Here is a 22,558-nt window from a genome sequence, read left to right as displayed (position 1 = left end):
GTCCCATGCGATACGCCGCCCCATTTGTTATTCTACTCGCCGTTGCGGCCTGCGATCCCATTCCGGATGATGGCTCCGCACCCGTGATTGATGATCCGCAAGAGCCGCTCTTTCTGGCTGACGGCATTTACGTGCCCGCCACGGATCAGGCGATCGGTTTTGGACGGGAGCAGGGCGGTGCCATCGCCTCGATGACGCGGCTCTTTGGGGCGCCTGTGCGGGAGCGGACAACCACGTGTGCCGGTTCCGCTGTCACGCAGGTCTATTGGGGCGGCGGTTTGATCACCAACTTTGTAGGTGGTGCCTTCCAGGGTTGGCAGGTCGTGCAGCAAGGTGGCTCCACCGTGGACAGCTCTGGCGTGATCTGCGTCGCCTAATCCCTTGGCAGCTCAAATAACGTGACGATCCGATCTACCGGCGTGCCGTCTGCAAGTGGCACGTCTTTTATCACTGCATGGTCGGTAAAGCCCAAACTCCGATAGTATTTCAGGCCCGGCACGTTATCTGCCCGGATTTTTGCCTGAATAGACGGATAGCCCAACGCGATTGCCGCGGCTTTTGTCGCGACGAAAAGCGCCTGACCAGCCCCTTTGAACCGGGTCCGCTGGTCGGTGAACGATCCGATACCCACCGTGGCATCCGTGCGCTTCCTGTCATCGAAGAGGCATTGAAAACCTGCGCGCGCCCCGCCGGATGCATGGGCGACAAGGCTCGATACGATCTCTTTGTTAACCAGGAATTCCTCCGCAAACGTGTCTGGCGTGAATGGCATTTCATAGGCCGTCGTTCCGCCAAGGTGGATCGTATGGTTCAGCATCTCGCACAGGTCTGGCAGATCGTCATGGATCATCGGGCGAATGTCGTAGATCACATCAATTCCAATAATTCGTAATGTCTTTGGGTGTAATCGGCGCGGGCATCGATCGGAGCCCGCAAGCGCAGGGTGAGGTCAGCGGTCAAGGAGGGGTCCGGGCAGCCAAAGAACTTGTTGGCCTCGGCAACGGTGAACCCGGCGATCTGGGTGGCCTCCAGCCAGGCCGAGATCTTGTCGGCCTTCTTGATCTGGCGTTTCACCTTGATCGGCAGTTGCGCAGGCAGGCCAAAGCGCAGGTGGATCGCCGCCGTCAGCCGATCATCCAATGCGCCGTACCTTGGACCAACCGCTGCCTTGACCGGGGAGATCATGTCACCAATCACGTATTCCGGCGCATCATGCAGAAGCGCGGCAAGCAACCATTTGGCAGGGGCATCGGGGACGATCCATTGGAAAAGCTGTTCGACCAGCAGGGAATGTTCGGCGACGGAATAGGGGTAATCGCCAAGGGTCTGCCCGTTCCACCGCGCGACAAAGGCGAGGCCATGGGCGATATCCTCAATCTCGATATCCATGGGCGTCGGGTCCAGCAGGTCCAGCCTGCGGCCCGAAAGCATCCGTTGCCAGGCGCGCGGTTCTTTAGTCAATTCCAACCTTCCCTAAACCGGCCACATGCGCGACCCTTTCGAACCAGCCATTGTCGGCCACCGGAGCCAGTGCTATCTGCCCCCTCAACCGCAACGCGCAAGGATCAGGCCAGTGGCGAAAGACTACATCGTTAAGGACATCTCACTTGCAGGCTTTGGCCGCAAGGAATTGGATATCGCCGAGACAGAGATGCCGGGCCTGATGGCCTTGCGCGAAGAATTTGGTGAGAGTAAGCCATTGAGCGGCACGCGGATCGTTGGATCGTTGCACATGACGATCCAGACCGCTGTCTTGATCGAGACGCTGACTGCCCTGGGTGCCGATGTGCGTTGGGCCTCTTGCAACATCTTTTCAACGCAGGACCATGCGGCCGCGGCCATCGCCGAAGGCGGTACGCCCGTTTTTGCGATCAAGGGTCAGACGCTGGAGGAACATTGGGATTACCTCGATAAATCCTTTATGTTCCCTGAAGGCGCCAACATGATCCTGGATGACGGTGGCGATGCGACGCTGTACGTGTTGTTGGGGGCGCGGGCCGAAGCGGGCGAAGAGATAATCCCCGTGCCGCAATCCGAAGAAGAAGAAGTGATCAAGGCCCAGATCAAGAAGCGGATGGAGGCGAGCCCAGGCTGGTTTACCAAGACCCGCGACGCGATCAAAGGCGTGTCGGAAGAAACGACCACCGGTGTGCACCGTTTGTATGATCTGCAGAAGAACGGCCAGCTTCCCTTTCCTGCGATCAATGTGAACGACAGCGTCACCAAGTCGAAGTTTGACAACAAGTATGGCTGCAAGGAATCGCTGGTGGACGGGATCCGCCGCGCCACCGACACCATGATGGCCGGTAAGGTTGCTGTTGTGATGGGCTACGGTGATGTGGGCAAAGGCTCCGCCGCGTCGTTGGCTGGGGCCGGTGCCCGCGTAAAGGTGACGGAAGTTGACCCGATCTGCGCCCTTCAGGCTGCCATGGACGGGTTCGAGGTTGTGCTGCTGGAGGATGTAGTTTCGACCGCCGACGTCTTCATCACCACCACCGGCAACAAGGATGTGATCCGCATCGAGCACATGCGCGAGATGAAGGATATGGCGATCGTCGGCAACATTGGCCATTTCGACAACGAGATTCAGGTCGCTGCCCTGAAAAACCACAAATGGACCAACATCAAAGAGCAGGTTGACATGATCGAGATGCCGTCGGGCAATCGGTTGATCCTGCTCTCCGAGGGGCGCCTGCTGAACCTGGGCAACGCGACCGGGCACCCTTCTTTTGTGATGTCGGCCTCGTTCACCAACCAAGTCTTGGCACAGATCGAGCTGTGGACCAACGGCGACGCTTATCAAAACCAGGTCTACATCCTGCCCAAGCATCTGGACGAAAAGGTCGCCCGCCTGCATCTTGGCCGGATCGGGGTGAAGCTGACCGAGCTTCAGAAAGATCAGGCTGACTATATCGGTGTCACCGTCGAAGGTCCGTTCAAGCCGGAACACTACCGGTACTGATCCGAAAAAGTTGTCTAGTCGGAAGACGGGCGTTGGTTAGCAGACCAGCGCCCGTCTTGACGTTCACGGCAACGCAAACCGCATTATTGAGAAGAAAGCCGCCAGAATACCGACTTTGGGCCTATGTCACAGTTTATCGTTGTCAATCGGACTGGGATCAGGGTTGTATAGTTTGGAAGGGCCGGAACAGGCCTGACAAGCGGCGAAGGCTGACTTCGCAAAACCTGGTGGGAGTGTGACACATGGGCAAAAGAGACGACCTGATTGCGCAATATGCGGATGATCTGAAGAACAAATGCGGGACAACCGCAGATATGGACCTGTTGACCAAGGTGACCATTGGCTGCGGTCCGGCGATCTACAATGCTGACGCGTCCACTGTGGCAAGCTCTCAGGCGGGCGAGCTGGAAACGGTCAAAAACAATTTCCTGATCAAAAAGCTGGGCCTGTCCGACGGGCCGGAATTGATGGATGCGATCAATTCGGTGATCGAGACCTATGGCAAATCAGAGCGGAACAAATACCGGGTGGTTGTCTACTATTTGCTGACGAAACACTTCAAGAAAGAAGCGGTCTACAGCTAAAACACAGCCATTGCCGGATAATGTGATGCGCCGCCAGCGGGTGGCGCATTTGCCATGTGATCAGCCGGAATAACCGCCCATGTCACAGATTATCTGCCATTCATCGGCGGTGACGGGCTGCACCGACAGGCGCGCGCTTTTGATCAAGGCCATCTCCGCCAAGCGGTCATCGCCCTTGCACATGGCCAGCGTTACATGGGTCGGCATTGGCGCCACGGCTTTGATATCCACGCAGTCCCAGCGGTCATCATCGGTGGTGCTGTCCGGATGCGCCTCGGCGCAGACCTCGACGATACCGACGACAGCCTTTTCCTTTTGCGACAGGTAAAAAAAGCCAAGATCGCCCAGCTTCATCTGCCGCATGAAATTGCGGGCCTGGTAGTTCCGGACACCGTCCCATTCCTCCCCGGCATCGCCCTTGGCGACCTGTTGCTCCCAGCTCCAGGTGCTTGCTTCGGATTTGAACAGCCAATACTTCATGGTCCAATCACCCGGTTCCAATGTTGCAGCGTGACAGACTGGAACAGACCCGCCTTGGCATAGGGGTCGCCCTCTGCCCAGCTTTGCGCGGTGGCGATGTCTGGCACGTCCAGGATGATCAGCGATCCGCACATCTGGCCATCGGCATCCAGAAGCGGCCCGGCCTGCTCAACGGCATCGGTGGCCTTTAGATAGGTGACGTGGTCCGGACGGTTGGCTTGCCGGATCTCAAGCGATCCCGGTTTGTCGATGCAGATCAACGCAACATGCATGGTCTGTGCTTCCTTTATATTTCAGGCTTTCGCGCCTTTCTTGCCGGATCCCAACATGGCGGCCTGGCTGGTATCAAGGGGCCAACGCGGGCGCGCGGCAAGCGTCAGATCGTCGATCAGCCCAAGTTGAAACCGTTCGATCCCGGCCCAGGCGATCATGGCGGCATTGTCGGTGCAAAGCGCAAGGGGCGGTGCCACGAAGGCAACGCCGTGGGACCGGGCTGTGTCTTGCAGGCTGGCGCGCAGCACCGCATTGGCCGCCACGCCACCGGCCACAGCCAGAACCGGCTCTACAGGATTGCGTTCCAGATAATGGCGGATGGCCCGGGCGGCCTTGGCGGCCAACACATCGGCCACCGCAGCCTGAAAGCTGGCACAAAGGTTCGCGCGATCCTGCGGGAATAGCCCGCCCTGATCCGCCACAAGTTGATCTTTTGCACGGACAAGGGCGGTCTTGAGGCCAGAAAATGACATGTCACAGCCGGGCTGGTTCAGCAGTGGGCGAGGGAAGTCGAAGGCAGAGGGATCCCCATCCTTGGCCGCCTGTTCAACACGGGGGCCGCCGGGTTGCGGCAGACCCAACAGACGGGCCGTCTTGTCAAAGGCCTCCCCCGGGGCATCGTCAATCGTGCCGCCCAACCGGCGAAAGCTGTCTGGCCCGTCCACCTGCAAAAACTGGCAATGCCCGCCGGATACCAGCAGCATCAGGTAGGGAAAGCCCAGATTATCGGTCAGGCGCGGGGTCAGCGCGTGCCCGGCAAGGTGATTGACCCCGATCAATGGCAGCCCGGTTGCCAGGCTCAGCCCCTTGGCGGACATGACCCCAGACAGGACACCGCCAATCAGCCCCGGCCCCGCGGTGACGGCGATGGCGTCCAGATCAGCCAGCCCGACATCTGCCTGGGCAAGGGCCGCTTCGACCACGTGGTCCAGCTTCTCCGCATGGGCTCTGGCAGCAATCTCGGGCACGACACCGCCATAGGTCGCATGGAGATCCGTTTGCCCCGCAACTTCGTTCGACAAGATCTGCCGCTCACCACCGGATTGCAGCCGAACAACCGCCGCTGCGGTCTCATCGCAACTGCTTTCGATGCCAAGAAGGGTCAGGTTCTGCGCCATGGGTCTTGTGATGGTCCGGTTCCGCGCTGTAGCGTCCCGTAGCTAACGTCCCAAGGAGCGGATGTGAACCAAAACGCGCCTGTCATGCTGCTGACCCGACCGCTTGAGGCGTCACAACGGTTCGCTGATGCCGTGCCGGAGGTGCCATCCGTCATCTCTCCGATCCTGCGGATCGTTCCGTTGTCCCCCGTCTTGCCCGATGCGCCTGCGCCGGTCATCTTCACCTCGGCGAATGGTGTTTGGGCGTTCCTGCAATTGCGTGCGGCTGCAGATCAGGTCGCCTATTGCGTTGGGCCACGCACTGCTCGGGTTGCGCAGGATGGGGGGTTTCGGGCGATCTCGGCCAACGGCGCGGTCGATGATCTGGAGGCTCTGATCCGTGCAGAGCGGCCTGTGGGGCCGCTGATTTACGCCTGTGGAAAGGTGCGGACCGGGGATCTGGATGACCGGTTGCGGCAGACGGGATCATCCGTGATCACCTGCGAGGTCTATGATCAGGCCCCCCAGCGCTTGACTGAAACTGCCCAAGAAATACTCGCAAGCGCGCGCACGGTCATTTTGCCACTGTTCTCTCCCCGAAGTGCTGCATTGATGTCGGGCGCCAGTCAGGCGGCCAAGGCACCGCTACACCTCGTATTTTTGAGCGAAAACGTGGCTGCGGCATGGTCAGGCCCGCCTCCGAAGCAGTACGTGATCGCGCCCGCACCCAACATGCCTGCCATGGTAGAGACGGTGAAACTCCTGGTCGGGACGCGATCCTCGGGTTGAGGGGCGCGCTCCGCGGCGATAAGCTGCCACCCGGGACGGTCTCTTTGGGACCAGTTAGATTCGAAGGATGTTTTCAGGTGGCTGACACGGACAAGAGCGGCAAGGCTGCCGAAAATGATCCTGACAAGAAACCGGATGAGATGGAGGCGCCCGTTGACGGGCTAGACCATTCGGAAACGACCGAAAGCGATGATGTTGCCACCGAACAGGGCCGGTCCGATGATGAACGGGCCGATCAAGATATTGACGTGGCCGATGAAGTAACAACTGTCGACGAGACGGACGATCTTGAAGACCGCACTGAAGATCATGATCCCGACCATGACGGGCCACACGATCATGAGGTTGAACCGGAGCCTGAACCCGAACCGGCGCCCATCGCCGCGGCAGAGCCACCGAAATCGCGTGGTTTTGTTGGTGGATTGGTGGGCGGTGTCCTGGCTGCGGTCTTTGGGTTCATCGTGGCGCAGATTTTTCCGGACAATTGGCCGCTTGACCTGTCGAATTCGGAACTGACCACCCAGTTGAACGATCAGCAAGGCACGATTGATACCCTGAACACGTCCGTTGCCGAGCTGTCCCAAACCGTTTCTGCTCAGGCCGCCACGGTTGAAGACGGCGTGGGGCAGGTTCAAAACAACCTGTCGACCCTGCACGCCACCGACACCAAATTACAGGAACGGCTGGATGGTGCGGTTGCCGAAACGAGCGGACAACTGGCAGCACTGAGCGATCAATTGGCCGAGATTGCGACCCGGATCGATGAGTTGGAGTTGCGCCCCATCGCGGGGTCAGACAACCCCGCCATCGCAGCGGCCCTCCAGGCTTACGGCGATCAGGTCGCATCCCTCGGTGAAGGTCTGACCGCGGAGGTCGAAGCCGCCCAGGCCGGGCTTGACGAACGACTCGCCGCCGCCGAGGCCAAGATCGAAGAAGAGATTGAGCGCAACCGCGCCATGGTCGATGATCGCGCTGCCGCCGAAGCCGCCGCGGCGGAAGCTGCTGCCGCCGCCGCCGAAGCGCAGGCCCTGCTGGAGGTGAAATCAGCACTGCGGGATGGCGGCCCCTTTGCCGAACCGCTGTCGCGCATTACCAGTGTCGATATCCCCGAAGCCATGATGGCAGCGGCGGAAACCGGGGTGCCCACCCTTCCCTCCCTCAAGGAAGAGATGCCTGCCGTCGCGCGTGCGGCCCTTGATGCCTCCCGCCGCGAAACGGTCGGCGATGAGGCCGGCGATCGCCTGACCACGTTTTTTCAGACGCAGCTTGGCATACGCTCGCTGGAACCGCGCGAAGGCGACGATCCGGATGCCGTTCTTAGCCGGGCAGAGGCTGCTCTGTGGGATGGCAACCTTGCCCAGGCGGTTGAAACCCTTGAGGCCCTGCCCGAGAGCGGCAAGGCCATCATGGCCGAGTTTGCGGACCAGCTTCGCATACGCCATGAAGTCGTTGCAGCGACCGACGCGTTGTCGGCCAGTCTGAATTCAAATTAAGGACCCGCCCATGCTTTGGTCGATGATTAAGGTTTTGTTCTTTGTTGCCTTGGTGGGTTTGCTGACCTGGGCGGCCAATTACTGGATGGATGTCGGGAGTGAGGTCCGCATCATCGGCTTTGGGCGTGAACTCAACCTCTCACCCTTGATGGTGGTGACGGCGTCGCTGATCATGTTGGCGACGGTCTGGCTGGTCTTCCGGGCTGCGGCCCTGTTGGTTGCTGTGATCAAGTTCCTGAACGGGGATGACACGGCCCTGTCGCGTTACTTTGACCGCAACCGGGAACGTCGCGGTTTCGAAGCGCTGGCCGAGGGCATGATGGCCGTTGCATCGGGTGAAGGCCGGCTTGCCATGGCAAAGGCCGCCAAGGCGGAGAAATACCTCAACCGCCCGGACCTGACCAATCTGATCGTCGCGCAGGCTGCAGAGATTTCGAATGATCGCCGCAAGGCAGAGGATACGTACAAGCGCCTCTTGACCGATGATCGGACACGGTTCGTTGGCGTTCGCGGGATCCTCAAGCAAAAGCTGTCGGACGGGGATACGGATACGGCGCTTCAATTAGCGGAAAAGGCATTCGCTCTGAAGCCAAAGCATGAAGAAGTGCAAGATACCCTGCTCCAGCTTCAGGCACAGAACGAAAACTGGACTGGCGCGCGCGAGACATTGGGGGCCAAGCTGCGCTACGGTGCCTTGCCCCGCGATGTGCATAAACGGCGCGATGCGGTCCTGGCCTTGTCTCAGGCGATGGAGGGCGATGATGCCGCGGCTCGTGATCACGCGATCGAGGCAAATAAGTTGTCGCCTGATCTGGTGCCAGCCGCGGTCAAGGCGGCTGAGGCGCTGGTGACAAAGGGTCAGGAGCGCCCCGCGACCCGCGTGATCAAGACGGCATGGGAGGCGACCCCGCATCCGGACCTCGCCGCCGCCTTTGCAGCCATTCACCCCGATGAAACGCCCGATGACCGGATCAGTCGGTTTCAGACATTAACCAAACTACGCCCCGATCATCCCGAAACGCGAATGTTGTTGGCCGAGCTTTACATCGCAGCCGAGGATTTTCCGGCAGCACGGAAGGCGCTTGGCGATCTCTATGAGACGGATCCGACCCAGCGGTCGCTCACCATCATGGCCGCTGTCGAACGTGGCGAGGGATCGGACGACACGGTTGTCCGGGCGTGGTTGACCAAGGCGCTGACCGCGCCCCGCGATGCGCAATGGGTCTGCGAAAACTGCGGCAACGTTCATGGTACATGGGCACCTGTTTGCGCGGCATGCGACAGCTTTGATACACTGGACTGGAAACGCCCGTCCGAGGGCGATCCGGCCACATCCGGCTCGGCCCAGATGCTGCCATTGATTGTGGGCTCCATGCCCGCCGATCCGCCGGAGCCAGCGCCCTTTGAAGATGAAGTGACCCTGGATGCCACGGTAGAGGAAGTCCTGCAAAAATAGGTCTACCGCTTTCGAAAAAAGCGGTGTATCCGATCCGCCAGTCTTGCGTCGGCCTTGCTGCTCTACTGCGTCATTCGTATTGAATGACAGTTACAGTGCGATTGGATCCGCCAACCAAGCTGCAACAGAGGGATGCCGGTGTAGCTCAGCTGGTAGAGCACGTCATTCGTAATGATGGGGTCGTAGGTTCGAGTCCTATCACCGGCACCACAGTTGCTTTTTGCAAAAAGCGATACCCCTCTCGCTGCGACAGACCTAAGTGACATCATTCGGCAGACATGATGAGAGCTTGTGCGGCTAGCCGTTCGACCTGTAGTCGAGGCTCGGTCCAGGCGGTGGTCCAACGATATGGCAGAGCGTTGGTCACTCGCTGCACCAGGGTGGGTTACAAATGGTTTGCGGGATCGCAACTCTGGTTTCCGTTCCCGGGATGAACCCGTCGCGGTTCGTTGCAGGGCATCATTCTCCAAAGACCGGCCAGGGCAAAGATGGCCTGGTCGGCGGGCCAGATGAACAACCCCACCGCAATGGGGTATCTCCGTCACCGGAAGGCAGATCCAACCGCGCCACATGATCACCCAAAGCTAAGCAAAATCGCCAAAAAAATAGGCATACATAGCGCCATCTCTGGGTGTAGCCGTCGAAATCTTGACAGATCCGCGCCCTGGAAAGCGCTGTGGGGGGTGGAGCAACCGCATTGGGGAGGCTGCTCCGCTACCAAGGGGACGGACGGATGTCGAAGCATGACATATTCATGCAGCGTGCGATTGGCATCTCACGACACGAAATGCTTGCGGCCAGTGCCGCACCTTTTGCCACGGCCGTCTGTGACGGGATCCGTCATGTCGTGGCGGGGCACACCGCCACTTCTTCCCATGGCGCGGTTGAAGCGATTGGCTTTGACCCAAAACGTTTCACAAAAGTGGTACGCAGCGACCCGCACGACTGCACGCTGCCTGCCGAACAGGTTCCGGCCAGCAAGGGCCGCGCGGTATTGGGCCCTGGGACCAAGCAACCTGATTTTACGTTCTTCTGAGAAGCTGTGACATGGTCAATAAGTGGGGATAAACATGCCGAAACTCATCACGCCGTCCACCGGACTTATCAAACGGCGCACCGTGCTCCGCGGCCTTAGCGCCGGGGCCGCTGCCCTTGCCGCGCCTTCCGTCATTCGCGCACAGGACAGCGACAAGACCCTGAACCTGCTCTGCTGGCCCGGCCATAATGACCCGGCCGTGATTGGCCTGTTCGAGGAAGCAACGGGGATAAAGGTCGTCGCCAAGGAATATGTCGGTGGCGACAACATGGTGGCCCTGGTCAACCAATCGCCGGTGGGCACCTATGACGTGATCCTGTCGGACGCCGAATTCGTGATCCAACTGCGCGATGGCGGCTTCATCGACCCCATGACGGCCGAAGATTATCCGTTTGAGGATTTCTTCCCGGAATTCCAGAAATTCCCCGGCCATTGGTTGGAGGATGAGCTCTATTCCGTGATCATCCGCTACGGCTTCCTTGGCGTCTCCTACCGCACCGATATTCTGACCCGCGAGGAGGTCGAGACCTACCAGATCCTGCTTGACCCGAAAGTTGCCGGGAAGGTCGGCTATTTCGATTGGTATCTGCCCTCCATGGGCTGTCTGTCCTGCGGTGCGGGCAATGACGGCCACCCCTACGACATCGACGAAGATGAATTTGCCGCGCTCGTGGCCATGATGGATCAGGTCAAGGCGCAGACCAGCGGGTTCTACTCCATGGCTGATACGTTCTCCTCCCTGACCAACGGCGATGCCTCGATCATCCCGGGGGTCGGTGACTGGATCACACAGCTTCTAGCCGCCGATGGCGTGCCCGTCGACAGCTGGGTGCCCAAGGAAGGCGGCGTGCAATGGACCGAGTCCATGTCCATCGGCAAAGGTTCCGCCAAACAGGACATGGCCAAACAGTTCATCCAGTACATGACCTCGCCCGAGGGGCAGGCGCTCTCCGCCGTCATGCCCGCCTATAACGCGTCCATCCCGTCAAAGGCCGGGTGGGAGCACCTGAACGCCAACATGCCCGACGACGCAAAGCGCCTGCGCATGACATTCGAGGACAACAACGTCATGGACGATTATGCCGAGGGCAAGATCAACATCCGCAAGACCCCGATCCAGCAAGAGATCGAGGATTGGACCGATGTTTGGGCCGATTTCAAGGCCTAAGGACAAGGGCGCGCCCGGCACTTAGGGCGCGCCGCACCACCATGGCACCATCATCAAAACCGCGCCGCCGCTTTGACGGGTTCGCCACCTTCTGGGGGGCCCCGGCGCTTATCTGGCAGACAGCGTTCTTCCTCGTCCCGCTCGGCCTGTTGGTCGCGATGACCTTCTGGGCGGTCAAAAGCTATCGCCTGACCCCTGATTTCACGGCCCGCAACTGGGAGCGGATGTTCACCCGCGACTACTTCTGGACGGGCTACCTCTATACGTTCGAACTGGCCGCCCTCGTCGCAGTCCTCGCTAGCGTCATCGCCTTTCCAGCTGCCCATTACCTGGCCTTCCGCGCCTCCCCCCGAGCACGGCGCATCGCGATCTTCCTCCTCGTGACGCCGTTCTTCACCAGCTATCTGGTGCGCATCTATTCGTGGAAGATCATCCTGTCCACCGAAGGCGTCCTGAATGTTATGTTTGGCTGGCTCGGCCTCGGCCCGTTTGAAATGCTCAACAATGCCTTCGGGGCCACAATCGGCTACCTGACCCTATGCCTGCCACTAACCGTGATGATCCAATATTTCGCCCTGTCCAACATTGACCGGTCGCTGATCGGCGCGGCGCATAATCTGGGTTGCGGCCCCCTGCGCACGACAGTCAGCGTCACGATCCCCGCGGCCAAAATTGGCCTGATCCTCGCCGCGACCTTCGCCTTCATTCTGACCTTCGGCGACTATGTCAGCCCAGCCTATCTAGGCGGCGGCACCCCACCCACCCTGTCGATCCTGATCGTGGATCAGACGAAATCCGGCAATCACTGGCCCCGCGCCTCGGTCGTGGCCGTCACGATGGTGTTCACCCTAATCACCGTCCTTTTCGCCGCGCTCTTTGCCGCCTACGGACGCCCAGGGGCCAAGAAATGACCGCCGCGCGCTGGCAAGCCGCCTGGACGGTCCTAGTGTTCCTCTTCATCCTCACGCCCATCGCGTCGCTCGTCGTCTTTTCCTTCAACGCCGACCGCTTCCCGAGCCTGCCCTGGGGCGGCTTTTCCCTGAAATGGTACGTCGCGATCTTCCAGGATGACAGCGTGCGCGCAGGCTTCTGGCGCAGCTTGCGCGTCTCGGCCATCGTCTCGGTCCTGGCCACGTTCATCGGGTTCGCCACGGCCTATACCGATTACCGCTACAATTTCCGGGGCAAGCTGCCTTACCTGGCCATCGCCGCCTTGCCGCCCACTGTGCCAGTCCTGATCCTGGGCCTCGGCATGCTGTCCTTCTTCTCCATGGTGAACCTTGTGGGCACACTCTCAGCCGTCATCGCAGGCCATGTCGTGATTTGCGCGCCATTTGCCATGGCCCTGATCCGGATGCGCCTGGCCGATATGTCGCCTGATATCGAACCCGCCGCCTGGAACCTCGGCGCCAGCCGTTGGGCCACGATGTGGTCCATCACCATCCCATGGTGCATGCCCGCGATCCTGGCGGGGCTCGCCATCACGGCTGCTGTCTCCTTCGATGAATTCATGGTCGCCTGGTTCGTCTCGGGCCTAGAGGAAACGCTGCCCGTCCGCATCCTCGCTCTCCTCCAGGGTCAGGTCAGCCCACGGATCAACGCCATTGGATCACTCGTTTTCTTCATCTCAATCACCCTCGTCGCCATCGCGCAGGTGATCACACCCCGGCAGGCCCGCTAATGGCGAAACCAATCCTTACGCTCCACGCGCTGGAAAAGCAGTTCGGCTCCGACACGGCCCTACACCCGACCACCCTCACGGTGGAAAAGGGGGAGTTCCTGGCCATGATGGGCCCGTCTGGCTGCGGCAAATCCACGACCCTGCGGATGATCGCGGGGCTAGAGGCGCCCAGCGCGGGCCAGATCCGCCACTGGGACCGCGACATCACCAATCTGCCCCCGTGGGAGCGGGATATGCCCATGGTATGGCAATCCTACGCGCTGTTCCCGTTCATGACCGTCCGCCAGAATGTGGAATTTGGCCTCAAACAGAAACGCCGCCATGCACTGCCGGATCGCAGGCGCAAGGCCGGTGAATGGCTCGAACGGCTCGACATCGCCGCCATGGCCGACCGCCGGGTCAATCAGCTTTCGGGCGGGCAACGCCAGCGGGTGGCCCTGGCCCGGGCCCTGGCGTTAGAGCCCGAAATCCTGCTGTTGGATGAACCGCTGTCCGCGCTCGACGCCCATCTGCGGCTGCAGATGCAGGCAGAGCTCAAACGCCTGCATGGCGAATTGGGCATCACGTTCCTCTATGTCACCCACAGCCAGTCCGAAGCCTTCGCCATGGCCGACCGTGTCGCCATCCTCAACCAAGGGCACCTGCAACAGATCGGGTCCGCGCGGGAGGTTTACCGCGCCCCCGCCAACCGGTTCGTGGCCGAATTCGTGGGCGCCAGCACCATAATAACGGGGACAGGGGGCCCAGATCACAGGGTCGAAACGGCTGTCGGCACCTTTACCGCCAAAGCCGGGCATCCCCCGCAACCCGGCCAACTGGCCACTGTCCTGATCCCGTCCAACGCAGTCACCCTATCCGCCACCGAAACGGGCGCTGAGAATGCGGTCACAGCAACCTTCCTGACGGAAGAGTTCACAGGCTCCTTCGTCACGCTCTACCTGCTGCTGGCCGACCAGACACAGATGAAAGTGCAGTTGCAGCAGTCAGAGCTTGATCGCATCACCCTCATCCCCGGCGATACGGTCCATGCCCATTGGCCGGCGGAGGCCGCCTATGTCCTGAAGGAGGGATAGACCATGTCCATCGCCATCACCGGGGCCGAAATCCTGGTCCTCGACGCCGATCATGGGGCCAAACCATTCACCGCTGACCTCCTGATCCAAGGGGACCGGATCATCGCCATCGGCCCTGACCTGGACCTGTCCCAAGCCGATCAAACCATCGACGGGCGGGGCAAGCTGGTCATGCCCGGCCTCGTCAACGCCCACATGCATTCGCCCGAGGCGCTCTATAAGGGCCGCTACGATAACATGCCGCTCGAAGTGTGGATGCTCTACGCCTATCCGATCCTAGGGGCGCAGGTCCTGTCGCCCCGGCTGGTCTATCTCCGCACTGCCCTCTGCGCGATCGAGTCCCTCAAATCCGGCACCACCTGCGTCACCGATGATGTCTATGAAAGCCCGCATCAAACGCCGGAGCAACTGGACGCCGTGTTCCAGGCCTATGACGATGTCGGCCTGCGCGCCACGATCTCTGGTCATATCGTGGATCGACCATTCCTCGACACGATCCCCTTTGTCCGCGACTTTGTGGGGCCTGACCTGGCAGCCCAGGCCGATGCCCTGGGCACGGGTGATGCAAAGGCCTGGCTCGCCCATTGCAAGGAGGCGTTCACCCGACACCATGGCCGATCCGGGCGGTTGAACTTCATGGTGGCCCCCTCCGCGCCTCAGCGCTGCACCGTCGACCTGATGCAAGCCGCGATGGAGTTGGCTGAGGCGCACGATGCCCCCTTCCACACCCACATCCTCGAAACCAAGATGCAGGCGGTCACCGGGCCGGAATTCTACGGTGAAACCCTGATCGCCTATATGCACCGCCACGGCCTCCTGCGCGAACGCACCACGATTGCCCATTCGATCTGGGTGACCGATCCGGATATCGAGCTGATGGGCGATGCGCGCTGCTCCATCGCTCATAACGTCATCTCGAACCAGAAACTCGGCGCGGGCGTCGCCCCTGTCCGGCGCCTGCTTGACGCCGGGGTGAATGTCGCACTGGGCAGCGACGGCGTCTCCACCTCCGACACCACGCGCATGTTCGCGGTGATGCATGCTGCCGGCCTGATCCACAACGTTCAAACGCCCGATACGGCCTACTGGCTGTCGGCCCCCGAAATTTTACGCGCGGCAACGTCCGGCGGTGCCAAAAGCGCCTGCCTGCCAAAAACCGGCACGCTGGAGGCCGGGCATAAGGCCGATATGCTGGTCATCGACCTGGCCACCGTGCCCTTCACACCGCGCAACAACATTGCAAACCATCTGGTCTATTGTGAGACGGGATCGTCAATCACCCATGCCATCGTCGGCGGGCAGATCATGGCACAAGACGGCACATGCCTCCATGTCGATGAAGCCGCGCTCTTAGCCGAACTTCGCGAAGAGATGCCCGCCTTCCTCGCCCAACACACCAAGACCGAAGCCATGAACCAGGCGTTTGAGGCTGCATTCTGGCAGGCCCACAAAAAGGCCAACGCCTGCGATATCGGCCTGCACCGCCTGGGCCAGGAACCGGCCTGGCTCCAATGACCGTGCGCCTCGATGAAATGACCTCTCCCGAGCTTGACGCGCGGGTCAAAGCCGGGCCACCGGTGGTGATCCTGCCCACCGGCGCGTTCGAACAGCACGGGCCGCACCTGCCGCTTGGCACCGATGCCATGATCCCGCAACGACTGGCCGAACGGGTGGCAGCGCAGATCGACGCCCTCGTCGCACCAACCCTGTCCTATGGCTACAAATCCCAGCCCAAAAGCGGCGGCGGCAACCACATGCCAGGCTGCGCCTCCCTGGATGGCGCGACCTACACGCTGATGGTGCGCGACCTGATCTGCGATTTCGCCCGCCACGGCCTGACAAAAATCGTGCTGTTCGACGGGCATATGGAAAACCAGATGTTCCTGACCGAAGCGGCGGACCTTTCGTTACGCGCGCTAAAATCCGAAGGGATCACCGATGTCAGGATCGTCAAGATGGGCTACTGGATCTCCATCAACGCCGCGCTTGAAAAGGTGCTCTTCCCCGATGGCTTGATCTCGTGGGAATTGGAGCATGCCGCCGTCATGGAAACCTCCGTCATGCTGCACCTTGCCCCTGATCTGGTGCGCCGCGATCTGATCCCCGACCACCCGCCCGCAGATTTCCCGCTATACGATGTCTATCCGTTCGATCCGGCCTCGGTCAGCCATTCCGGCGCGCTGTCATCCGCTGCCGGTGCGACAGCGGAAAAGGGCAAGGCCGTTGTTGAAACCTTGGTCCCAGAGCTTGCCCGCCAGATTACCGAAGCGTTTCAGAATATGACCGTGTGATGCTAGACAACGGGAACTTTACACGAGGAAACTTTCCATGAGCCACGGTTACGCCTCGGGCCGCCTCAACCTGCCCTTCGTCGGCATCGCGACCTTCGGCAAATATCCATATGTCGAGGATTGGGACGCCATCGATGCCGATGTCGCCATCCTGGGCGCGCCTTTCGATTTCGGGACCCAGTGGCGGTCTGGCGCGCGGTTTGGGCCGCGCGGGATCCGCGAAGCCTCGACCCTCTTCGCGTTCGGCCATGCCGGGGCCTATGACCATGAGGATGACGTGACCTACCTGGAAGGCGCCCGGATCGTGGACCTGGGCGATGCCGATATCATCCATACCGATACCGACGGCAGCCACCGCAACATCGAATATGGCGTGCGCAAGATCCTGGCCGCCGGTGCCTTGCCCGTCGTGCTGGGCGGCGATCACTCGGTCAATATCCCTTGTATCAACGCCTTTGCCGATGCCGGGCCGATCCATATCGTGCAGATCGACGCCCATCTGGATTTCGTCGATGAACGCCACGGCGTCCGCTACGGCCATGGCAACCCGATGCGGCGCGCGGCGGAACAGGACCATGTCACCGGGATCAGCCAGTTTGGTATCCGCAATGTCTCCTCCACCGCCAAGGAAGGCTACGACGATGCCCGCGCCCGCGGCTCCGACATCTTGTCGGTTCGCCAGATCCGCAAGCTGGGGGTAGAGGCCGTGGCAGACCGCGTGCCCGCCGATACCAAACTATACCTGACCATCGATATCGATGGATTTGACCCGTCCATCGCGCCCGGTACCGGCACGCCCAGCCATGGCGGATTTCTCTATTACGAAGTGCTGGAACTGATCGCGATCCTCGCCAAACGCCAGCCCATCGTCGGCATCGACCTGGTGGAGGTCGCGCCGGATTACGACCCGACCGGCAGTACCTCGATCCTAGCGGCGCAATTGTTGCTGAACACAATCGGCCGCATTCTCCACGCAAAGGGCGCGCCATGACGACCTTTCGCCCCCCCGCCACACCTGACCGCTGGGCGCCCCGCTTTGCCGAGGTGGCGACGCTGCTGCGCGCGCCTTTAGCTGATCGGCTGGACGGGGTTGATATCGGCCTGTTCGGCATTCCCTATGACGGCGCGCTGACCAACCGCCCGGGTGCGCGCCACGGCCCACGAGAGATCCGCAACCAGTCTTCGCTCATCCGGTCGATCAACCACGCCACGCGGATCGATCCATTTGCCCGGTGCCAGGTGCGCGACATGGGCGACGTGGCCTTCACCAGCATGTTCGATATTGAGGCGAGCCATGGTGAGATCGCAACATTTGCCACCAAACTGGTTCATGCCGGTATCCTACCCCTTGGGTTTGGCGGGGACCACTCCGTGTCGCTGCCCCTGTTGCGGGCAGTGGCTGCGGACGGCCCAGTGGCACTGATCCATGTCGATGCCCATACCGATACGTGGGACAGCTTCCAGGGGTCCAAGTTCAACCATGGCGCCCCCTTTCGCCGCGCGGTCGAGGAAGGCTTGATCGACCCCAAAGCCACTATTCAGATCGGCATCCGCGGCACCCAGAACTCTGCCGAAGGATGGGACTATTCACAGGCCCACGGCATGCGCGTGGTCTTTTGCGAAGAACTGCACGCAACCGGCCCCGCCGCGATTGCAGATGAAGCCCGCGCTTTGGTCGGCGACCGGCCGGTCTATCTGAGCTTTGACATCGACAGCCTCGACCCCGTCTATGCGCCCGGCACTGGCACGCCAGAGATCGGTGGCATGACGACACATCAGGCGCAGGTTCTGCTGCGTGGCCTGCGCAACCTCAGCTATGTGGGCGCGGATTTGGTCGAGGTTTCGCCGCCCTTTGACACAGGCTATGTGACCTCCCTCGCGGGTGCCGCCTTGGGGTACGAGATCCTGTGCCTGCTCGCCGAAAGTTGGTCAAAAACGTAAAACTTGCGCCCAGAAACCGGGCAAACCGGACCAATCCGCCAGGAAAAACAGCAGAACGCCCAATCCCTGCGCAACCCTTTGCGTGTCACCTCATCAGTTCACGCCATCCCCCATACTCTAAAGCCCGGGGTAAATAGGGGGTAACATCATGACACGACCGATTTCACGCAAACTGACAGGTGTTGCAGCAGCGATTGCCGCACTGGCGACGCTCACCGCGGGCACGGCGCGGGCCGCGGATACGATCAACTGCGTCTTTCCGTTCTGGTTCGGTTTCGCGCCCGTCTTTGTCGCCGATAAGAACGGCTATTTCGCCGAGGAAGAGCTGACCGTGACTTGGGCCTTTGACAATGACCGCGCGAATGTGCTGCCTGCGCTGGAAACGGGCGCGGTCGATTGCACCATGCGCACCATCGGCGAAAGCATGGCACGGCCCCGCACGGCGGAGACGACGGGCACGATCATCGGGACCATCGACATCTCGGTCGGCGCCGATGGCGTTGTGGCGGGCCCCGGAATTGAGACGGTGGAGGATCTGGTGGGCAAGACCTTCGCCGGGGAAATCAACCACCCCGGCACGGTCCTGACCCAGTTTGCGCTCAGCGAGATCGGCAAATCAGTGGCGGATCTGGATATCAAACTGATCAACACAGACGATTCTATCGCGGTCTTTGAGGATGACAGCATTGCCGCCGTCGCCACTTGGGAACCGATGCTGAGCCAGATTGTCAAGAACACCTCCCGCGAGGGGTCAAAGGTGCTGCTGTCATCGGCAGATTACGAGGGGCTGATCACCGATATCATCCTGGTCCGCACCGATGATTATCAGGCCAATCGAGAGAAATACGCCAAATTCCTCCGGGGCATCTACCGGGCGATTGACGACTATGTTGAGGATCCAGACGCCTTTATCGCGCTGTCCGCGCCAGAATTCGACGTGCCCCCGGAAGAGATGAAAGAGGCCTTGGCGGGCGTCAAATACACCACCTATGAGGAGACGCTGGACTACATGCCCGCCTCTGGCGACGGCAAATTGCGGACGGTGTTCGACGACTTCAACAAAATCAACCTGTCGCTCGATCTGCAGGACGGGCCGCTTGACTATGCGCCCTATATCGACGGCAGCCTGCTGCCGGATTTGTTCGAGGGCAAGACCCGCTGAGCTAAACCGGTGTTTGGGTTTCGCACCTCCCTGCCGCGCCGGACCGAGCTTGCCCTTGGCTTGGCGGGGCTGTTGCTGTTCCTGGGCCTTTGGCATGTCGCATCGGTGTCGGGTTGGGTGAAACAGCAGTTCCTGCCGACCCCCTTCGCCGTGGTGGAGGCGTTCGGGCGGCTGTTCACCGAACGCAACTTCGCAGGCGACATCGCCATTTCGGTCGGGCGGGTCTGGCTGGCCTTTCTACTGTCGGTCATCGTTGCGGTGCCGCTGGGCCTGCTGATGTCGTGCTACCGCGCAGTCGGCGCCTTTGTGGAGCCTTTCGTGGATTTCATCCGCTACTTGCCCGTGCCCGCCATGGTACCGCTGCTGATCATCTGGTTCGGCGTGGGAGAGGCATCCAAGATCGCGGTTTTGTGGATGGGGACGTTCTTTCAACTTGTCTTGCTGATCTCGGACGACACGAAACGTGTGCCCGCCGAATACGTGGAATCCGGTTTCACCCTGGGGGCCAGCCAGTGGCAGGTGATCCGCGACATCGTCTTCCCAGCGGCCCTGCCCAATATCGTTGATAACCTGCGCATCACCCTGGGCTGGTGCTGGACCTACCTGATCATCGCCGAGATCGTGGCGGCCTCCTCCGGTATCGGCCACGTGATCTGGTCCTTGCGGCGGTTCGTCAAAACGCCCGAGGTCATGGCGGGGATCGTGGCCATCGGGATCATCGGATTGCTGACCGACCAGGCGTTTCGCTGGGCCCATAGGCGCCGCTTTCGGTATTTGGAGCGGTAGGGCATGGCATATCTCGACCTCACCAATATCTCCAAAACATACGGCACCGATGGGCGCAAAGTGCAGGCCGTCGCCCCCCTGACCCTGGCCATGGATCGCGGGCAGATCGTGACCTTCCTCGGCCCCTCCGGCTGCGGGAAAACCACCGTCATGCGCATGGTGGGCGGGTTGGAGACGCCAACGACCGGAACGATCACCCTAGATGGCGCCCGACTGGGCGGCCCGGATCGCCGCCGCGGCATGGTCTTTCAATCCTATGCCGCATTTCCCTGGCTCACTGTGGCGGGCAACATCCGGCTGGGTCTGAAATATCGCGCTGACCTCAGCGCCAGCGACCGGGAGGATACTGTCAACCGCTTCATCGAACTGGTTGGGCTTAAGGGTTTCGCCGACAGCTATACCAACCAGATCTCCGGCGGGATGCGCCAGCGCGTGGCCATCGCCCGCACCCTGGCCGCCAATCCTGACATCCTGCTGATGGACGAACCCTTTGGCGCGCTCGACGCCCTGACCCGGGAACATCTGCAAAACAAGCTGCTCGAGATCAACCGGACAGCGGGCAAAACCACGATCTTTGTCACCCATGACGTCGAAGAGGCGATCTTGCTGGCCCACCGCCTGGTCGTCTTTTCCGCCCGTCCGGCGCGCGTGTTGGAAGACATCAACGTGACCGAACAGTTGGGGCCGGATGATCGCGATCAGGCGTTGCGCGACACGCCTGCCTTCCTCAGCTTGCGCCGCGAGGTGCAACAGATCATCCGGGCCGAATACATACGCGCCGAAGCGGAGGCCGCCCATGCCCCATGATTTCACCGGCCAGCATGTCGTGATCACCGGCGGCAATATGGGCCTGGGGGCCGGTGTCGCCCGTGGGTTTCTGGCGGCCGGCGCAGACCTGACCATCATCGGGCTGGAACCTGACGTGGCCGAGGTTGCAGCACGTTGGGCAGACGAATTCGGGCGCGCGGTCACAGGTGTCACCTGCGATATCGCCGACCTTGATCAGGTGGCGGCGATGGCGGCAGCCTGCGGGCCCTTGGACGTGCTGGTCAACAATGCGGGGCTCGAACGGATCACGCCCATCGATGATCCGTCCCCGGAGATCGACGCGACCTTTCGCCAGATCACAGAGGTTAATATTATTGGCACATTTAGTGTGATCCGCGCCCTACTACACAAGATGCGGGATGGTGGACGGATCGTGAACACGGCATCGATGTGGGGCAAGACGGCGGTGGCAGAGTTTTCGGCCTATTGCGCGTCCAAACATGCGGTGATCGGCCTGACCCGTAGCTTGGCGCAGGAACTTGCGCCTCGGGGGATCTCCGTCAACGCGGTCTGCCCCGGTTGGGTGCGGACCGAGGCATCCATGCGGTCCCTCGCTGCGATGTCGGCCCGGACGGGTCGAGACGAGGCGGCGTTGCTCGACGAAATCATCGGCGCGCAGGCGTTACCTGGCCTGATGGAGCCCACTGATATGGCCGACATGTATCTGTTCCTGGCCTCGGATGCCGCGCGCAACATCACCGGCCAGGCCTTTACGGTCGACCGTGGGGAGTTGATGCAATGATGCTGGCAGGGCAACGCGCCTTGGTCACCGGGGCAGCTCGCGGAATCGGCGCTGCGACGGCATGCGCCCTGGCCGAGGCGGGTGCCACGGTCATTTCCGCCGATCTGGATGATGCCAGCGACACGGCTAGTGCGACCAACGGCCAAGCGATCCAGGTCGATGTCAGTGACGAAACCTCTGTCGCGGCGATGTTCGATGTGGCGGGCCCGCTCGATTGCGTGGTGAATGCCGCGGGGATCCTGATCGAATGTCCCACGCTGGACATGTCAGTCGCGGAGTTCGACCGCCAGATCGCGGTCAATCTGCGCGGTTCGTTCCTGGTGGCCCAAGGGGCGCTAAAAGCCCTGTCCCCGCGGGGACAGGGGCGGTTGATCCTGATCGCGTCGGAGCTTGCCCATCTGGGGCGGGCCAACTTTGCGGCCTATTGCGCCTCGAAAGCCGGGGTGATCGGCCTGACCCGCGCCTTGGCCCACGAATTTGCGCCCGACATTTTGGTCAACGCCATCGCGCCAGGCCCGACGGATACGCGGATGCTGTCGGCCGAGACGATGTCTGCCGAGGCCCTGGCGCTTGAGACCCAGAACCCCATGGGGCGGATCGGAACACCCGATGAAATCGCCGCCACCGCCCTGTTCCTGGCCGGGCCGGGCGCAAGCTTCATGACCGGGCAGACGCTCTGCCCCTCGGGTGGGGCGGTGATGCTATAGCGAGGATCC

At 61.2% G+C, this 22,558-nt stretch carries 25 protein-coding genes and 1 tRNA gene; 21 read left to right on the top strand and 5 right to left on the bottom strand.

Annotated features, from left to right (window positions below; all coding sequences use genetic code 11):
• Positions 1 to 5 precede the first annotated feature (5 nt).
• On the top strand, positions 6 to 377 hold the full coding sequence (locus IU397_RS06455; protein WP_204411887.1) for a hypothetical protein: 372 nt from the start codon (positions 6 to 8) through the stop codon (positions 375 to 377).
• Here the strand turns inward: IU397_RS06455 and IU397_RS06450 are convergent.
• Both IU397_RS06450 and IU397_RS06445 read right to left on the bottom strand, forming a co-directional pair.
• Positions 374 to 871, bottom strand: coding sequence for a GNAT family N-acetyltransferase (locus tag IU397_RS06450; protein WP_204411886.1), 498 nt, complete (start codon positions 869 to 871; stop codon positions 374 to 376). The genes IU397_RS06455 and IU397_RS06450 overlap by 4 nt on opposite strands.
• Positions 868 to 1,461, bottom strand: coding sequence for an HD domain-containing protein (locus IU397_RS06445; RefSeq protein WP_204411885.1), 594 nt, complete (start codon positions 1,459 to 1,461; stop codon positions 868 to 870). Before IU397_RS06445 ends, IU397_RS06450 begins: the two co-directional genes overlap by 4 nt.
• A gap of 112 nt (positions 1,462 to 1,573) precedes the next feature.
• On the opposite strand from IU397_RS06445, the gene ahcY reads away from it, so the two are divergent.
• Positions 1,574 to 2,962 carry an adenosylhomocysteinase gene (gene ahcY, locus IU397_RS06440; RefSeq protein ID WP_204411884.1) on the top strand — a complete coding sequence of 463 codons (1,389 nt, stop codon included), beginning with the start codon at positions 1,574 to 1,576 and terminating at the stop codon, positions 2,960 to 2,962.
• A gap of 242 nt (positions 2,963 to 3,204) precedes the next feature.
• Complete coding sequence (locus IU397_RS06435; protein WP_204411883.1) at positions 3,205 to 3,546, top strand: DUF2853 family protein; 342 nt, start codon at positions 3,205 to 3,207, stop codon at positions 3,544 to 3,546.
• A 60-nt stretch (positions 3,547 to 3,606) separates the two neighbouring features.
• On the opposite strand, the gene IU397_RS06430 is transcribed toward IU397_RS06435, so the two are convergent.
• The 3 genes from IU397_RS06430 to tsaD are packed head-to-tail and all read right to left on the bottom strand — an operon-like array spanning position 3,607 to position 5,417.
• Positions 3,607 to 4,026 (bottom strand): EVE domain-containing protein, encoded by a 420-nt coding sequence (locus IU397_RS06430; protein WP_204411882.1) that lies wholly within the window; start codon positions 4,024 to 4,026, stop codon positions 3,607 to 3,609.
• Positions 4,023 to 4,298 carry a YciI family protein gene (locus IU397_RS06425; RefSeq protein WP_204411881.1) on the bottom strand — a complete coding sequence of 92 codons (276 nt, stop codon included), beginning with the start codon at positions 4,296 to 4,298 and terminating at the stop codon, positions 4,023 to 4,025. Before IU397_RS06425 ends, IU397_RS06430 begins: the two co-directional genes overlap by 4 nt.
• Before the next feature lie 21 nt (positions 4,299 to 4,319).
• The gene (gene tsaD, locus IU397_RS06420) at positions 4,320 to 5,417 is read right to left on the bottom strand and encodes a tRNA (adenosine(37)-N6)-threonylcarbamoyltransferase complex transferase subunit TsaD (RefSeq protein ID WP_204411880.1); all 1,098 of its coding nucleotides are present in this window, start codon (positions 5,415 to 5,417) and stop codon (positions 4,320 to 4,322) included.
• A gap of 63 nt (positions 5,418 to 5,480) precedes the next feature.
• Between tsaD and IU397_RS06415 the strand changes: the two genes are divergently transcribed.
• From IU397_RS06415 to IU397_RS06330, 18 genes are all read left to right on the top strand, one after another.
• The gene (locus IU397_RS06415) at positions 5,481 to 6,185 is read left to right on the top strand and encodes a uroporphyrinogen-III synthase (RefSeq protein WP_204411879.1); all 705 of its coding nucleotides are present in this window, start codon (positions 5,481 to 5,483) and stop codon (positions 6,183 to 6,185) included.
• Positions 6,186 to 6,262: 77 nt separating this feature from the next.
• The gene (locus IU397_RS06410; protein ID WP_204411878.1) at positions 6,263 to 7,678 is read left to right on the top strand and encodes a hypothetical protein; all 1,416 of its coding nucleotides are present in this window, start codon (positions 6,263 to 6,265) and stop codon (positions 7,676 to 7,678) included.
• A gap of 10 nt (positions 7,679 to 7,688) precedes the next feature.
• A complete protein-coding gene (locus IU397_RS06405) occupies positions 7,689 to 9,134 on the top strand; it encodes a heme biosynthesis protein HemY (RefSeq protein WP_204411877.1) in 1,446 nt (481 codons plus the stop codon).
• 134 nt (positions 9,135 to 9,268) lie between these two features.
• A tRNA-Thr gene (locus IU397_RS06400) sits at positions 9,269 to 9,344 on the top strand.
• Between the two features lie 523 nt (positions 9,345 to 9,867).
• The gene (locus IU397_RS06395) at positions 9,868 to 10,170 is read left to right on the top strand and encodes a hypothetical protein (RefSeq protein WP_204411876.1); all 303 of its coding nucleotides are present in this window, start codon (positions 9,868 to 9,870) and stop codon (positions 10,168 to 10,170) included.
• Positions 10,171 to 10,204: 34 nt separating this feature from the next.
• Complete coding sequence (locus tag IU397_RS06390; protein WP_204411875.1) at positions 10,205 to 11,338, top strand: PotD/PotF family extracellular solute-binding protein; 1,134 nt, start codon at positions 10,205 to 10,207, stop codon at positions 11,336 to 11,338.
• Positions 11,339 to 11,379: 41 nt separating this feature from the next.
• Positions 11,380 to 12,249 (top strand): ABC transporter permease, encoded by an 870-nt coding sequence (locus IU397_RS06385; protein ID WP_204411874.1) that lies wholly within the window; start codon positions 11,380 to 11,382, stop codon positions 12,247 to 12,249.
• Positions 12,246 to 13,019, top strand: a complete 774-nt coding sequence (locus IU397_RS06380) for an ABC transporter permease (protein ID WP_204411873.1) — start codon at positions 12,246 to 12,248, stop codon at positions 13,017 to 13,019. The genes IU397_RS06385 and IU397_RS06380 overlap by 4 nt, the downstream gene beginning before the upstream one ends.
• On the top strand, positions 13,019 to 14,092 hold the full coding sequence (locus tag IU397_RS06375) for an ABC transporter ATP-binding protein (RefSeq protein WP_204411872.1): 1,074 nt from the start codon (positions 13,019 to 13,021) through the stop codon (positions 14,090 to 14,092). The genes IU397_RS06380 and IU397_RS06375 overlap by 1 nt, the downstream gene beginning before the upstream one ends.
• A gap of 3 nt (positions 14,093 to 14,095) precedes the next feature.
• Positions 14,096 to 15,607, top strand: a complete 1,512-nt coding sequence (locus IU397_RS06370) for an amidohydrolase family protein (protein ID WP_204411871.1) — start codon at positions 14,096 to 14,098, stop codon at positions 15,605 to 15,607.
• Positions 15,604 to 16,383 carry a creatininase gene (locus IU397_RS06365; protein WP_204411870.1) on the top strand — a complete coding sequence of 260 codons (780 nt, stop codon included), beginning with the start codon at positions 15,604 to 15,606 and terminating at the stop codon, positions 16,381 to 16,383. The genes IU397_RS06370 and IU397_RS06365 overlap by 4 nt, the downstream gene beginning before the upstream one ends.
• Positions 16,384 to 16,420: 37 nt before the next feature.
• Positions 16,421 to 17,374 carry an agmatinase gene (speB, locus tag IU397_RS06360; protein ID WP_204411869.1) on the top strand — a complete coding sequence of 318 codons (954 nt, stop codon included), beginning with the start codon at positions 16,421 to 16,423 and terminating at the stop codon, positions 17,372 to 17,374.
• On the top strand, positions 17,371 to 18,324 hold the full coding sequence (gene speB, locus IU397_RS06355) for an agmatinase (protein WP_204411868.1): 954 nt from the start codon (positions 17,371 to 17,373) through the stop codon (positions 18,322 to 18,324). Before speB (IU397_RS06360) ends, speB (IU397_RS06355) begins: the two co-directional genes overlap by 4 nt.
• A gap of 148 nt (positions 18,325 to 18,472) precedes the next feature.
• Positions 18,473 to 19,486, top strand: coding sequence for an ABC transporter substrate-binding protein (locus IU397_RS06350; RefSeq protein WP_204411867.1), 1,014 nt, complete (start codon positions 18,473 to 18,475; stop codon positions 19,484 to 19,486).
• A 9-nt stretch (positions 19,487 to 19,495) separates the two neighbouring features.
• Positions 19,496 to 20,272, top strand: coding sequence for an ABC transporter permease (locus IU397_RS06345; RefSeq protein ID WP_204411866.1), 777 nt, complete (start codon positions 19,496 to 19,498; stop codon positions 20,270 to 20,272).
• A gap of 3 nt (positions 20,273 to 20,275) precedes the next feature.
• Positions 20,276 to 21,079, top strand: coding sequence for an ABC transporter ATP-binding protein (locus IU397_RS06340; protein ID WP_204411865.1), 804 nt, complete (start codon positions 20,276 to 20,278; stop codon positions 21,077 to 21,079).
• Positions 21,069 to 21,842 carry an SDR family NAD(P)-dependent oxidoreductase gene (locus tag IU397_RS06335; RefSeq protein WP_204411864.1) on the top strand — a complete coding sequence of 258 codons (774 nt, stop codon included), beginning with the start codon at positions 21,069 to 21,071 and terminating at the stop codon, positions 21,840 to 21,842. The genes IU397_RS06340 and IU397_RS06335 overlap by 11 nt, the downstream gene beginning before the upstream one ends.
• Positions 21,839 to 22,549 carry an SDR family NAD(P)-dependent oxidoreductase gene (locus IU397_RS06330; protein ID WP_204411863.1) on the top strand — a complete coding sequence of 237 codons (711 nt, stop codon included), beginning with the start codon at positions 21,839 to 21,841 and terminating at the stop codon, positions 22,547 to 22,549. The genes IU397_RS06335 and IU397_RS06330 overlap by 4 nt, the downstream gene beginning before the upstream one ends.
• Positions 22,550 to 22,558: the final 9 nt, after the last annotated feature.

The sequence above is a fragment of the Actibacterium sp. 188UL27-1 genome (genome assembly GCF_016901225.1).
In the GTDB taxonomy this organism is placed as follows: Bacteria; Pseudomonadota; Alphaproteobacteria; order Rhodobacterales; family Rhodobacteraceae; genus 188UL27-1.
This window is presented reverse-complemented; position numbering and strand designations above follow the sequence as displayed.

Coding starts and splice junctions, on each gene's coding strand:
- IU397_RS06455 (WP_204411887.1), top strand. CDS start 6: ATGCGATACGCCGCCCCATTTGTTATTCTACTCGCCGTTGCGGCCTGC.
- IU397_RS06335 (WP_204411864.1), top strand. CDS start 21,069: ATGCCCCATGATTTCACCGGCCAGCATGTCGTGATCACCGGCGGCAAT.
- IU397_RS06375 (WP_204411872.1), top strand. CDS start 13,019: ATGGCGAAACCAATCCTTACGCTCCACGCGCTGGAAAAGCAGTTCGGC.
- IU397_RS06435 (WP_204411883.1), top strand. CDS start 3,205: ATGGGCAAAAGAGACGACCTGATTGCGCAATATGCGGATGATCTGAAG.
- IU397_RS06390 (WP_204411875.1), top strand. CDS start 10,205: ATGCCGAAACTCATCACGCCGTCCACCGGACTTATCAAACGGCGCACC.
- speB (WP_204411868.1), top strand. CDS start 17,371: ATGACGACCTTTCGCCCCCCCGCCACACCTGACCGCTGGGCGCCCCGC.
- IU397_RS06405 (WP_204411877.1), top strand. CDS start 7,689: ATGCTTTGGTCGATGATTAAGGTTTTGTTCTTTGTTGCCTTGGTGGGT.
- IU397_RS06430 (WP_204411882.1), bottom strand. CDS start 4,026: ATGAAGTATTGGCTGTTCAAATCCGAAGCAAGCACCTGGAGCTGGGAG.
- speB (WP_204411869.1), top strand. CDS start 16,421: ATGAGCCACGGTTACGCCTCGGGCCGCCTCAACCTGCCCTTCGTCGGC.
- IU397_RS06395 (WP_204411876.1), top strand. CDS start 9,868: ATGTCGAAGCATGACATATTCATGCAGCGTGCGATTGGCATCTCACGA.
- IU397_RS06350 (WP_204411867.1), top strand. CDS start 18,473: ATGACACGACCGATTTCACGCAAACTGACAGGTGTTGCAGCAGCGATT.
- IU397_RS06370 (WP_204411871.1), top strand. CDS start 14,096: ATGTCCATCGCCATCACCGGGGCCGAAATCCTGGTCCTCGACGCCGAT.
- tsaD (WP_204411880.1), bottom strand. CDS start 5,417: ATGGCGCAGAACCTGACCCTTCTTGGCATCGAAAGCAGTTGCGATGAG.
- IU397_RS06365 (WP_204411870.1), top strand. CDS start 15,604: ATGACCGTGCGCCTCGATGAAATGACCTCTCCCGAGCTTGACGCGCGG.
- IU397_RS06385 (WP_204411874.1), top strand. CDS start 11,380: ATGGCACCATCATCAAAACCGCGCCGCCGCTTTGACGGGTTCGCCACC.
- IU397_RS06330 (WP_204411863.1), top strand. CDS start 21,839: ATGATGCTGGCAGGGCAACGCGCCTTGGTCACCGGGGCAGCTCGCGGA.
- IU397_RS06340 (WP_204411865.1), top strand. CDS start 20,276: ATGGCATATCTCGACCTCACCAATATCTCCAAAACATACGGCACCGAT.
- IU397_RS06425 (WP_204411881.1), bottom strand. CDS start 4,298: ATGCATGTTGCGTTGATCTGCATCGACAAACCGGGATCGCTTGAGATC.
- IU397_RS06380 (WP_204411873.1), top strand. CDS start 12,246: ATGACCGCCGCGCGCTGGCAAGCCGCCTGGACGGTCCTAGTGTTCCTC.